Consider the following 12,337-nt stretch of genomic DNA (forward strand, 5'->3'; position numbering starts at 1 on the left):
GCATGGCGTCCATGGCTACACATGTGATCACCGGGGCGGGCTCCGGCATCGGCGCGGCCGTCGCCCGCCGTCTGCACGCGCGCGGGGACGACCTCGTGCTCCACGCGCGCGACGCGGGCCGCGCGAAGGAACTGGCGGCCGAGTTCCCCGGGGCCCGGACCCTGGTCGGCGACCTGGCGGACCCGGACAAGCTCTCCTGGGCGTTCTCGCACCAGTCCCTGCCCGAGCGCGTCGACTCGCTCCTGCACATCGCGGGCGTGGTCGACCTCGGCCCCGTCGGGGAGCTGACCCCCAAGTCATGGCGTCACCAGCTCAACGTCAACCTGATCGCCCCCGCCGAGCTGACCCGCCACTTCCTGCCGCAACTCCGCGTCGCCCAGGGTCACGTCGTGTTCGTGAACTCCGGCGCCGGCCTCGCCGCGCACGCCGACTGGTCCGCGTACGCCGCCTCCAAGCACGGCCTGAAGGCCCTCGCGGACTCCCTGCGCCACGAGGAGCACGCGAACGGCGTCCGGGTCACCTCCGTCTACCCCGGCCGGACGGCGAGCCCCATGCAGGCGAAGGTCCACCAGCAGGAGGGCAAGGAGTACGACGCCTCGAAGTGGATCGACCCGGAGTCCGTCGCGACGACGATCCTGGCGGCCGTCGACCTGCCGCGCGACGCGGAGGTCAACGACCTGACCGTGCGGCCGGGACGATGAGCTTCACCTGGGGCCCCGCTACCGGGGTCGGCTCCATGCCGGGCGGCGACGCCCGCGAGGCCGCCAAGACCGTGACCGGGTCCTTCGAGGACTTCCCGTTCCTGCCCGAACTGCCCGCCCGGGGGCCCGGCGCGGACATGATCGGACGGAGCGCCGGGATGCTGGTGGAGCTCTACGCGCGCGTGGAGCCCAGCGGCTGGCGGATCGGGGACCGGCCGGGGCGCGACACCAAGCGGGCCAGGTCCTGGCTCGGCGAAGACCTCGACGCGCTGGAGGAGTTCACCCAGGGCTACGAGGGGCCGCTCAAGGTACAGGCCGTCGGCCCCTGGACGCTGGCCGCCGCGCTGGAGCTGCGGGGCGGCGAGGCGGCGCTCTCCGACCTCGGCGCCTGCCGGGACCTCGCCGGATCGCTCGCCGAGGGGCTGCGCACGCACCTCGACGAGGTACGGCGGCGGGTGCCCGGCGCCCAGATCGTGCTGCAGCTCGACGAGCCCTCGCTCATCGCGGTGCTGCGCGGCCAGGTGAAGTCCGCCAGCGGCTACCGCACCCACCGCGCCGTCGACCGGCAACGGGTGGAGGCGACGCTGCGGGACGTCGTCGGGGTGCACACCGACGGCCCGGTCGTGGTGCACTCGTGCGCACCCGACGTACCGTTCGCGCTGCTGCGCAGGGCGGGGGCCGCGGCCATCTCGTTCGACTTCTCGTTGCTCACCGAGCGTGACGACGATGCCATCGGCGAGGCGGTGGAGGGCGGCACCCGGCTGCTCGCCGGTGTCGTGCCGGGCACGGACGGACCATTGTCAGACCCTGCCGGTAGCGTCATGGGTGTCAGGACGCTGTGGCGCAGGCTGGGGCTGCATCCGGGTCTTCTCGCGGAGGCGGTCACGCTCACCCCGTCGTGCGGACTCGCGGGCGCTTCCCCGGAGTACGCGCGCCGGGCACTCGCCCACTGCGCCCGGGCGGCGAGATCCCTCGCGGACAACCCAGAGTAACGGGAGGACGACACGGTGGCCGGCGACAAGGACGCACAGCCCAATTCCCTGCCCGCCGAGGCACGGGAGCAGCACGCGCAGCTCGCTGAGCAGATCGAGGAGCACCGCTTCCGGTACTACGTGAAGGACCAGCCGGTCGTCAGCGACGCGGAGTTCGACCAGTTGCTGCGCTCGCTGGAGGCCCTGGAGGAGCGGTATCCCGAGCTGCGCACCCCCGACTCCCCGACCCAGAAGGTCGCGGGCGCGTACGCGACCGAGTTCACCTCCGTCCAGCACCGCTCGCGCATGCTCTCGCTGGACAACGCCTTCAGCGACCTGGAGCTGGCGGCCTGGGCCGAGCGCGTCGCCAAGGACGTGGGCACCTCGGACCACCACTTCCTGTGCGAGCTGAAGGTGGACGGCCTCGCGGTCAACCTGACCTACGAGCACGGCCGCCTCACCCGCGCCGCGACCCGTGGCGACGGCCGCACGGGCGAGGACATCACGCCCAATGTGCGCACGATCGCGGAGATCCCTGACCGACTCAAGGGCGACCACGTCCCGGACCTGGTGGAGATCCGCGGCGAGGTCTTCTTCCCGATGGAGAAGTTCGAGGAACTCAACGCCCGCCTGGTGGAGGCCGGTGACAAGCCCTTCTCCAACGCGCGCAACGCGGCGGCGGGTTCGCTGCGCCAGAAGGACCCTCGCGTCACCGCGAGCCGCCCGCTGCACATGGTGGTGCACGGAATCGGCGCCCTGGAGGGCTTCGAGAGCCTCTCCCGCCTCTCGGAGGCGTATGTGCTGCTGCACTCGTGGGGCCTGCCGACCACGCGGTACGCGAAGGTGGTCGACGACCTCGACGGCGTACGGGAGTTCATCGCGTACTACGGCGAGAACCGGCACTCCGTGGAGCACGAGATCGACGGAGTCGTCGTCAAGCTCGACGAGATCCCGCTGCAGGGTCGCCTGGGCTCCACCTCGCGCGCGCCGCGCTGGGCCATCGCCTGGAAGTACGCGCCCGAGGAGGTCAACACCAAGCTCGTCAACATCCGGGTCGGCGTCGGCCGCACGGGCCGCGTCACGCCGTACGCGCAGGTCGAGCCGGTCACGGTGGCCGGCTCCGAGGTCGAGTTCGCCACCTTGCACAACCAGGACGTGGTGAAGGCCAAGGGCGTCCTCATCGGGGACACGGTCGTGCTGCGCAAGGCCGGTGACGTCATCCCGGAGATCCTCGGCCCGGTCGTCGACCTGCGGGACGGCAGCGAGCGCGAGTTCGTGATGCCCGCCGAGTGCCCCGAGTGCGGTACGCCGCTGCGGCCGATGAAGGAGGGCGACGTCGACCTGCGCTGCCCGAACGCGCGCTCGTGCCCGGCCCAGTTGCGTGAGCGGCTCTTCTACCTCGCGGGCCGCAAGGCACTCGACATCGAGCACTTCGGGTACGTGGCGGCGGCGGCCCTCACCAAGCCGCTGGAGCCGGCCGAACCGCCGCTGGCCGACGAGGGCGACCTCTTCGACCTCACCATCGAGCGGCTGCTGCCCATCAAGGCGTACGTCCTCGACCAGGACAGCGGCCTGCCCAAGCGCGACCCGAAGACCGGCGAGGAGAAGATCGCCACGGTCTTCGCCAACCAGCAGGGCGAACCCAAGAAGAACGCGATCGCGATGCTGGACAACATCGCGGCGGCCAAGGAGCGCCCGCTCGCCCGGATCCTGACCGGCCTGTCGATCCGTCATGTCGGGCCCGTCGCGGCGGAGGCGCTGGCGCGCGAGTTCCGCTCCATCGACCGCATCGAGCAGGCCACCGAGGAGGAGCTCGCCACCACCGAGGGAGTCGGCCCGATCATCGCCGCCTCGCTCAAGGAGTGGTTCGCGGAGGACTGGCACCGCGAGATCCTCCGCAAGTGGCGGGCGGCGGGCGTCCGTACGGAGGACGAGGGTTCCGGCGAGGACGAGGGCCCCCGGCCGCTCGAAGGACTCACCGTCGTCGTCACCGGCACGCTCGAACACCACACGCGGGACGGCGCGAAGGAGGCCCTTCAGAGCCGGGGAGCGAAGGTGACCGGTTCGGTCTCGAAGAAGACGTCTTTCGTGGTGGTGGGCGACAATCCGGGATCCAAGTACGACAAGGCGATGCAGCTGAAGGTGCCGGTTCTGAACGAGGAGGGCTTCGCCGTTCTGCTCGAACAGGGACCGGAGGCCGCCGCGGAAGTCGCCCTCCCGACCGAGGAGTAGCGGTTGAAGGCCACCCGTTCGGCGCATATCAGATGCATACGGGTGGCCGGGTCGCATTCGGGCAACCGTCGTCGACCGCTGCCCGTAGAAGCCTTCTGCGGCCTACTGTTGAGGTGTGCGCCTGCCGTGCCCAGCTGCGGTTGGGGCATCCCCTGCTCCGCAAGAGTCTGGGGAAGGGTTTTCAGACGCGGTGCCGTTGGCAGTTGTCGCCGGCAACGGGCCGCGTGGCGTGGGCACCGCCGGCTGTGAGAGGGACGGGAATGGAACCGACCGAGAGCGCCGCCCCGGACTCACGGCTGCGCCTGCGCCGGATGACCGGCGCATGGATGGCCGGCCTCCGGACGGGGCGTCCGTCGGAGCGCCCCGAAACGGGCGGGCAGGGCTCCGCACCACCCCTCACCGTAGCCGCCCCCGCCCCGGGGGCCGACAGGCTCGCCACGGGGCGCGGCGGAGGCCTGTCCGGTCACGAACCCGAGCGGCACATCTCCTGGCCCACGCTGCCCGCCGCGGTCGTCGGGGCGGCCGCGTTCGTTCTCGGCGGCGGCTTCTACCGGGCGTTCGGCGGCCACCACGCCCTCTTCCCGTCCGGCGCGGTCGGCTGGTCGCTGGCGGTACTGACCGGCATCATCGTCGGCCATCTGGTCGCCCTCGGCCGCGCCCGCTGGTGGGGCGGCACGGGCTCCGGCGCCGCGCTCACCCTCGCGGTCCTGCTGCTGTACGGCTGGGTGGCCGCCGGGATGGTCAGTCTGACGGTCGTCGTGCTGGTCGGCGCCGCGCGCCGAGGCCGCTGGCGCCAGGGGGTGTTGCACGGCGCGGTCGACATCCTCGGCATCGGCGCCGGAGCGCTGGTCCTCGCCATGTTCGGGCGGGTGCCGTCCGTGGAGGCGCCCTGGAACCCGGAGAGCTGGAACTTCTACGCCGCACCCGAGGTGGTGCTGGTCGCGACCGCCTATCTCGCGGTCACCCGCGTCCTGCTCTGGTACCTGCACGCGCCGGGCACCGGCGGACTGCCGACCGCCACCCGCACGGCGCTGGTCAGGCAGGGCCTGGTCGCCGTCGCGCTGCTCGGTATCGCGCCGCTGATCTGCGTGGTCGCGATCGCCCAGCCGATGCTGCTGCCGCTGTTCTCGATCCCCCTCATCGCCCTCGACTCCACCCTGTGGATCGCCCGCGTCCGGGCCGAGGAGCAACTGCGCGACCCGCTGACCGGGCTGCCCAACCGCCAGTGGCTGCTCGAACGGACCTGGACGGCTCTGGACGATGCCGAGCGCATAGGCGCGCGTTCCGCCCTGATGCTGATCGACCTCGACCGCTTCCGTTCGGTGAATGACACGTTGGGGCACCTCGCCGGGGACCGGCTGCTCCTTCAGATAGCCGACCGGCTGCGGCTGGCGCTGCCGCGCGGGGCGGAGGCCGCGCGGCTCGGCGGGGACGAATTCGCCGTGTTACTCCCCGTCGCCGACTCCACCACGTCGGCCACGCGGGTCGCCCGCAATCTCGTCGCCGCCCTCGGCTCGCCGCTCGACCTCGACGGACTCACCCTCGTCCTGGAGGCCAGCGCCGGGCTCGCCGTCTTTCCCGACCACGCGCTGGACGCGGAGGGGCTGCTGCGGCGGGCGGACGTGGCGATGTACCAGGCCAAGCGGGACCGTACGGGGGTGGAGGTCTACGAGTCCAAGCGGGACTCGAACACACCGGACCGGCTCGGTCTGCTGGGGGATCTGCGCCGGGCGCTGGACGCCGGTGACGTCGAACTGCACTACCAGCCCAAGGTCCGCTTCGACGGACAGGTGGCCGGGCTCGAGGCGCTGGTCCGCTGGGTGCATCCCGAGCGGGGGAAGGTGCCGCCGGACGAGTTCATCGCGATCGCCGAGTCGTCCGGACTGATGCCGCACCTCACCGAGTACGTGCTGGAGACGGCGCTCGCGCAGGTCGCGCGGTGGCGGGCGCAGGGACTGCGCGTACCGGTCGCGGTGAACGTGTCCCCGCGGGACGTCCACACCCCCGGTTTCGCGGGCTCGGTCGCCGCGCGGCTCGCCCGGCACGGGGTCCCCGCGGGGGCGTTGCAATTGGAGATAACGGAGCATGTGCTCCTCGAGGACCCGCAGCGGGCCGCGGACACGCTGGCCGGACTGACCGGGCACGGCGTGAAGATGTCGCTGGACGACTTCGGTACGGGGTACTCCTCGCTGGTGCATCTGCGGCGGCTGCCGGTGAGCGAGCTGAAGATCGACCGGTCCTTCGTCGCGCGGCTCGCCGTGGACAACGAGGACGCGGAGATCGTGCGCTGCACCGTCGATCTCGCGCATTCGCTGGGGCTCCTCGTCGTGGCGGAGGGTGTCGAGGACGACGAGACGTGGGAGCGGCTGCGGGATCTCGGGTGTGACGCGGTACAGGGGTGGCTGGTCGCGGCGGCGATGCCTCCGGAGGAGGCGACGGCGTGGCTGCTGGCGCGGGGGTCGCGCGGCTGGCAGCGGCCGCGTGCCGCGCTGCCGGCCGCGGAATAGTTCTCTCCCACCCGCGCACCACCCGTTACGGTCACCCGACAAGCGGACCTCTCCCGTGCGGCTCGCCCACCGTCGGCGTCCGCGCCCCGTCAGGGGCGCGGGGAACTGGGCGCTCAGCCACGGACGGCCCGCGGGCTCCGGTCGGTGATGCCAGTCCCCGGGCGGGGCGGCGTCGACGGCGAGGAACCCCCACCGGCGACCTCCCTCTCGTACGCGAACCGTCACGGGTGGTGCGGGTGGGAAAGGGGGCTGAGGCAAACCCGGGCGCGGGCATCGGCCCCGGACCCATAGGATTGGGCCAAACCACACACTCTCACCCAGAGGATCGCTGCATGCCTGGCATCACGCGCGAGGAGGTCGCCCACCTCGCACGGCTGGCGCGTCTGGAGCTGAAGGCCGAAGAACTCGACCACTTCGCCGGCCAGCTCGACGACATCATCGGCGCGGTCGCCCGCGTCAGCGAGGTCGCCGACCAAGACGTACCGCCGACCTCTCACCCGCTGCCGCTGACGAACGTCATGCGCGCGGACGAGGTCCGTCCGTCGCTCACCCCCGAGCAGGCGCTCTCCGGCGCCCCGGCCCAGGAGCAGCAGCGTTTCAAGGTGCCGCAGATCCTGGGGGAGGACTAATCACCATGACGGACACCAACGTCAACATCATCAAGCTGACGGCGGCCGAGATCGCCGCGAAGATCGCCGCGGGCGAGCTCACGGCCGTCGCGGTCACCGAGGCCCACCTCGCCCGGATCGAGGCCGTCGACGAGAAGGTGCACGCCTTCCTGCACGTCGACCGCGAAGGCGCCCTCGCGCAGGCCCGCGCCGTCGACGCCAAGCGGGAGCGGGGCGAGAAGCTCGGCCCCCTCGCCGGTGTGCCGCTCGCGCTCAAGGACATCTTCACCACCGAGGGCATCCCGACGACCGTCGGTTCGAAGATCCTCGAAGGCTGGATCCCGCCGTATGATGCGACCCTCACCAAGAGGCTGAAGGCCGCCGACGTCGTCATCCTCGGCAAGACCAACATGGACGAGTTCGCCATGGGGTCCTCCACCGAGAACAGCGCGTACGGCCCCACGGGCAACCCCTGGGACCTCACCCGTATCCCCGGCGGCTCCGGCGGCGGGTCGAGCGCCGCGCTCGCCTCGTTCGAGGCGCCCCTCGCCATCGGCACGGACACGGGCGGCTCCATCCGCCAGCCCGCCGCCGTCACCGGCACGGTCGGCGTCAAGCCGACGTACGGCGGGGTGTCGCGGTACGGCATGGTCGCGTTCTCGTCCTCCCTCGACCAGGGCGGTCCCTGCGCCCGTACGGTCCTGGACGCCGCGCTGCTGCACGAGGTCATCGCGGGCCACGACCCGCTCGACTCCACCTCCATCGACGCCCCGGTCCCGCCGGTCGTCGAGGCGGCCCGCAACGGCTCCGTCGCCGGCATGCGCGTCGGTGTCGTCAAGCAGTTCCGCGGCGAGGGCTACCAGGCCGGTGTCGTGCAGCGCTTCGACGAGGCCGTCGCCCTGCTCAAGGAGCTCGGCGCCGAGATCGTCGAGCTGGACTGCCCGTCCTTCGACCTGGCGCTCGCCGCGTACTACCTGATCGCCCCGTCCGAGTGTTCGAGCAACCTCGCCCGCTTCGACGCCATGCGCTACGGCCTCAGGGTCGGCGACGACGGCACGAAGTCGGCCGAGGAGGTCACCTCCCTCACCCGTGAGGCGGGCTTCGGCCCCGAGGTCAAGCGCCGCATCATGCTCGGCACGTACGCGCTCAGCTCCGGCTACTACGACGCGTACTACGGCAGCGCCCAGAAGGTCCGTACGCTCATCACGCGCGACTTCGAGAAGTCGTTCGAGAAGGTCGACGTCATCGTCTCCCCGACGACGCCCACCACCGCCTTCCCGATCGGCGAGCGCGCCGACGACCCGATGGCGATGTACCTCGCGGACCTGTGCACCATCCCGACCAACCTGGCGGGCAACGCCGCCATGTCGCTGCCCTGCGGTCTCGCCCCGGAGGACAACCTCCCGGTCGGTCTGCAGATCATCGCCCCCGCGATGAAGGACGACCGGCTGTACAAGGTCGGCGCCGCCGTCGAGGCCGCCTTCGTGGAAAAGTGGGGCCACCCGCTGCTCGAGGAGGCTCCGTCGTTGTGAGCAAGGCTCTGACCAAGGCCAAGGGCTTCAAGAAGTCCAAGTCCGGCACGTACCTGTCCATCGCGAGCACCGCGTTCGGTGCGATCGGCGTCGCCAAGCAGGCCAAGAAGGCCCGTACGGAGCACGACACGCTGCGCCTCATCGACGCGGCCGTGTCCGCCGCCGCCATCGTCACCGGCCTCGCCATCCTCTACCGGGAGCTCAGGCGCCTGGGCGACGACGACGTCCTGCTGGGCTGAGAGGGAAGTTTTCACCGTGACCACCACGACCGACGAGCTGGTGTCGTACGAGGACGCTCTCGCGACGTACGACCCCGTCATGGGCCTCGAAGTCCATGTCGAGCTCGGTACCAAGACCAAGATGTTCTGCGGGTGTTCCACCGAGTTGGGCGCCGCGCCCAACTCACAGACCTGCCCGACCTGCCTCGGCATGCCCGGCTCGCTGCCCGTCGTCAACGCGACCGGCGTCGAGTCCGCCATCAAGATCGGCCTCGCGCTGCACTGCGAGATCGCCGAGTGGTGCCGCTTCGCCCGGAAGAACTACTTCTATCCGGACATGCCGAAGAACTTCCAGACCTCCCAGTACGACGAGCCGATCGCCTTCAACGGCTACCTCGACGTACAGCTGGAGGACGGCGAGGTCTTCCGCGTGGAGATCGAGCGCGCCCACATGGAGGAGGACACCGGCAAGTCGCTGCACGTCGGCGGCGCCACCGGCCGAATCCACGGCGCCTCGCACTCCCTGCTCGACTACAACCGCGCGGGCATCCCCCTCATCGAGATCGTCACCAAGCCGATCGAGGGTGCGGGCGAGCGCGCTCCCGAGGTCGCCAAGGCGTACGTCGCCGAGCTGCGCGAGCTCATCAAGGCGCTCGGCGTCTCCGAGGCCCGCATGGAGCAGGGCCAGATGCGCTGCGACGTGAACCTGTCGCTGCGCCCGCACGGCCGCGAGAAGTTCGGCACGCGGAGTGAGACCAAGAACGTCAACTCGCTGCGCTCCGTGGAGCGTGCGGCCCGCTTCGAGATCCAGCGGCACGCCGCGGTTCTCAACGGCGGCGGCACGATCATCCAGGAGACCCGTCACTTCCACGAGGACACCGGGTCCACGACCTCGGGCCGCGTGAAGGAGGAGGCCGAGGACTACCGGTACTTCCCGGAGCCCGACCTCGTCCCCGTCGCCCCGTCCCGCGAGTGGGTCGAGGAGCTGCGGGCGGGCCTGCCCGAGCAGCCGCTCGCGCGTCGCAACCGCCTCCGTGAGGAGTGGGGTGTCTCGGCGCACGACATGCAGTCGATCCTGAACGCCGGTGCCATCGACCCGATCGTCGCCACGATCGAGGCCGGGGCGGACGCCGCGTCCGCCCGCAAGTGGTGGATGGGTGAACTGGCGCGCAGCGCCAACGAGTCGGGCAAGGCCCTGGAGGACCTGCCCATCACTCCGGCGCAGGTCGCCCGGGTGGCACAGCTCGTCGCCGCCGGAGACCTGAACGACAAGCTCGCCCGCCAGGTCATCGAGGGCGTGCTCGCGGGCGAGGGAACCCCGGACGAGGTCGTCGACAAGCGCGGTCTGAAGGTCGTCTCGGACGAGGGTGCGCTGACCGCCGCCGTCGACGAGGCCATCGCCGGCAACCCGGGTGTCGCGGACAAGATCCGCGGCGGCAAGGTGGCCGCGGTCGGCGCCCTGGTCGGCGCGGTCATGAAGGCCACCCGTGGCCAGGCCGACGCGGCCCGCGTCAAGGAACTCATCCTGGAGAAGCTGGGCGTCAGCGAGGGCTGAGTACCCGTGAGTACCCACCTGAGGGGATGCATCGGAACCGATGCATCCCCTCAGGCATGCCCGCGGGTCCCCCTGGTGGTTGGGCATCCGTAGTGATGCGTCGCCTCCTGGTCCGTGCCGTGCGCCCGACGCCGGCGTCGTATGCGATGCGAGGACCGAGTGCGTGACCTTTTCGGGGACCCATGCCGGACACCATGCCTGGCATAGGATCGCTCAGCCAATCAGAGACGCCGACCGCCGCGACGGACGCCCAGGTGGACGTACTGGAGGTCGTACAGGAAAAGGAGCGGCAGCAGGATGTACGCGATATCCCTGGGTGACGACGGTGCGGAACTGCGCCCCCTGGAGCCCTGGCAGGCGGAGGAGTTCCTCGCGCACCTGGACCGGGGGAGGGAGTTCATCGGGCAGTACATCCCCTTCGGCTCCAAGGCCACGGACGTGCCCTCCGCGCGGGAGACACTCCAGCGGTACGCCGACATGCGCGCCGCCGACACCGGATCCCTGCACGGCCTGTGGCTGGAGGGGAAGCTCGTCGGCGGGGTGCTCTTCCTGAACTTCGACGCCGAGCACGGCAACTGCGAGGTCGGCTGCTGGCTGGAACCGGCCGGCACCGGACGCGGTCTGGTCACCCGGGCGATGCGGATCCTCATCGACTGGGCGGTCGAGGAGCGCGGGATCCATCGTGTGGAGTGGATCGCCGCCTCCGCGAACGTGCCGAGCGTGAACGGCGCCCGGCGGCTCGGGATGACCCGGGACGCGGTGTTGCGGGAGAGCTACCCCCACCGGGGCGTACGCCTCGACATGGAGGTCTGGTCGGTGCTCGCGCCCGAGTGGCGGGCGGCACGCGCGCGTGAGCAACGATGATCTTGATCGTCGCTCGCAACGATCATTAAGAGACTTCTCAGACTCCGTCCGTACGGTGCGGGTCATGGGAACCAAGACAGTTGACGAAGCCGTGGACGCGAACGGCACCGAGGCAAAGAGCGACGAGGAGACCGTGAACGCCACCAAGACCGACGAGGCGCCGGACGCCGAGGCCGAGGAGACCGGCAACGCCGAAGCCGAGGACGCCGAGGAGGACCAGGACGACCTCGACGCCGAGGCCCTGGAGGGCGAGGACACCTCCGAGGCCGAGAAGGGCACCCCCGGCGTCGGCCAGGGCGCCGCCGCCGTCGTCTCCGCCGGCCTTGGCGTCGTGTCCCTCACCGGCAGCTGGGTCGCCACCGTGGCCGCCGCCCGCGAGACCCTCGTCGGCCAGCTGGGGACCTCCTCGACCGCGAGCGTCGCCAAGCAGGTCAAGGAGGTCTACGGCGATGCGTGGGCGACCACCGCGCTGGTCGGCGGCCTCTTCGCGCTGGCCGCGTTGATCGTCGGCGTCGTGGTCCTGGTCCGGCCCGCCTTCGGGGCCCCCGGCAAGCCGCAGGCCGCCTGGATCAAGTCGGTCGCCTGGGCGGGCGTCTCGCTCGGCGTCATCGGCCTGGTCCTCGCCGTCGCCAAGTACTCCGACATCATTCTCGGACTGCCGTCCACCAGCTGAGACCACGCCTGAATCCCCGGCTGAGACCACGGCTGGATCTCCGTACCTCTGAGGGGCCTTAGAGCCGCCGTGAGTCACTTACGGCCGCTCTAAGGCCCTTCGCGTGCGCAAGATGCGGAACTCTCCCGATGTGACGCACCCCCCTGGGAGACGAAGGTTGAGGCATCGCAGAAAGCGATGACGAAACCGACTCCTCACGAGGGACACGACATGTTCGAGTACGAGCTTCAGCAGATGCGATCCAACGAGCTGATCCGCGAGGCACAGAACCACCGCCAGGCGCGGGAAGCCCTCCGTGGCCGTCGCGCCGCCCGCCGCGCCGCCGCGCGCGAGTCCGGGCAGAACGACCCGGAGGGGCAGGCGCATAGCCCGCGTCCCCGCCGGCACCGGTTCGCCCGCGCCGCATGAGCGCGGGTGCGGGGGGCGGCCGTACGGGGGTCGGCCGCCTCCCGGCGAGCGGGGCGGCGGTCGCCCGC

At 71.1% G+C, this 12,337-nt stretch carries 11 protein-coding genes; all 11 read left to right on the plus strand.

Going from position 1 to position 12,337, the window contains the following annotated elements:
• Positions 1-2: 2 nt before the first annotated feature.
• The 11 genes from ACZ7M3_RS46570 (at position 3) to ACZ7M3_RS46620 (ending at position 12,269) form a co-directional block, all read left to right on the plus strand.
• Positions 3-701 (plus strand): SDR family oxidoreductase, encoded by a 699-nt coding sequence (locus ACZ7M3_RS46570; RefSeq protein ID WP_472072034.1) that lies wholly within the window; start codon positions 3-5, stop codon positions 699-701.
• A complete protein-coding gene (locus tag ACZ7M3_RS46575) occupies positions 698-1,693 on the plus strand; it encodes a methionine synthase (RefSeq protein WP_472072036.1) in 996 nt (331 codons plus the stop codon). Before ACZ7M3_RS46570 ends, ACZ7M3_RS46575 begins: the two co-directional genes overlap by 4 nt.
• Before the next feature lie 15 nt (positions 1,694-1,708).
• Positions 1,709-3,904 (plus strand): NAD-dependent DNA ligase LigA, encoded by a 2,196-nt coding sequence (gene ligA, locus ACZ7M3_RS46580; RefSeq protein ID WP_452968622.1) that lies wholly within the window; start codon positions 1,709-1,711, stop codon positions 3,902-3,904.
• A 260-nt stretch (positions 3,905-4,164) separates the two neighbouring features.
• On the plus strand, positions 4,165-6,411 hold the full coding sequence (locus tag ACZ7M3_RS46585) for a putative bifunctional diguanylate cyclase/phosphodiesterase (RefSeq protein ID WP_472072038.1): 2,247 nt from the start codon (positions 4,165-4,167) through the stop codon (positions 6,409-6,411).
• Positions 6,412-6,743: 332 nt separating this feature from the next.
• Positions 6,744-7,040, plus strand: a complete 297-nt coding sequence (gatC, locus tag ACZ7M3_RS46590) for an Asp-tRNA(Asn)/Glu-tRNA(Gln) amidotransferase subunit GatC (RefSeq protein ID WP_010984178.1) — start codon at positions 6,744-6,746, stop codon at positions 7,038-7,040.
• A gap of 5 nt (positions 7,041-7,045) precedes the next feature.
• Entirely contained in the window at positions 7,046-8,551 is a 1,506-nt protein-coding gene (gene gatA, locus ACZ7M3_RS46595; RefSeq protein ID WP_075031593.1) for an Asp-tRNA(Asn)/Glu-tRNA(Gln) amidotransferase subunit GatA, read from the plus strand.
• Positions 8,548-8,790 carry a hypothetical protein gene (locus ACZ7M3_RS46600; RefSeq protein WP_054234587.1) on the plus strand — a complete coding sequence of 81 codons (243 nt, stop codon included), beginning with the start codon at positions 8,548-8,550 and terminating at the stop codon, positions 8,788-8,790. The genes gatA and ACZ7M3_RS46600 overlap by 4 nt, the downstream gene beginning before the upstream one ends.
• Before the next feature lie 16 nt (positions 8,791-8,806).
• Complete coding sequence (gatB, locus tag ACZ7M3_RS46605) at positions 8,807-10,324, plus strand: Asp-tRNA(Asn)/Glu-tRNA(Gln) amidotransferase subunit GatB (protein ID WP_095852470.1); 1,518 nt, start codon at positions 8,807-8,809, stop codon at positions 10,322-10,324.
• Between the two features lie 297 nt (positions 10,325-10,621).
• Positions 10,622-11,188, plus strand: coding sequence for a GNAT family N-acetyltransferase (locus tag ACZ7M3_RS46610; RefSeq protein ID WP_067370891.1), 567 nt, complete (start codon positions 10,622-10,624; stop codon positions 11,186-11,188).
• 64 nt (positions 11,189-11,252) lie between these two features.
• The gene (locus ACZ7M3_RS46615; RefSeq protein ID WP_472072041.1) at positions 11,253-11,861 is read left to right on the plus strand and encodes a hypothetical protein; all 609 of its coding nucleotides are present in this window, start codon (positions 11,253-11,255) and stop codon (positions 11,859-11,861) included.
• A gap of 210 nt (positions 11,862-12,071) precedes the next feature.
• Positions 12,072-12,269, plus strand: a complete 198-nt coding sequence (locus ACZ7M3_RS46620) for a hypothetical protein (protein ID WP_351304078.1) — start codon at positions 12,072-12,074, stop codon at positions 12,267-12,269.
• The last annotated feature ends 68 nt before the right edge of the window (positions 12,270-12,337 follow it).

The organism is Streptomyces sp. NPDC111656 (genome assembly GCF_055656965.1).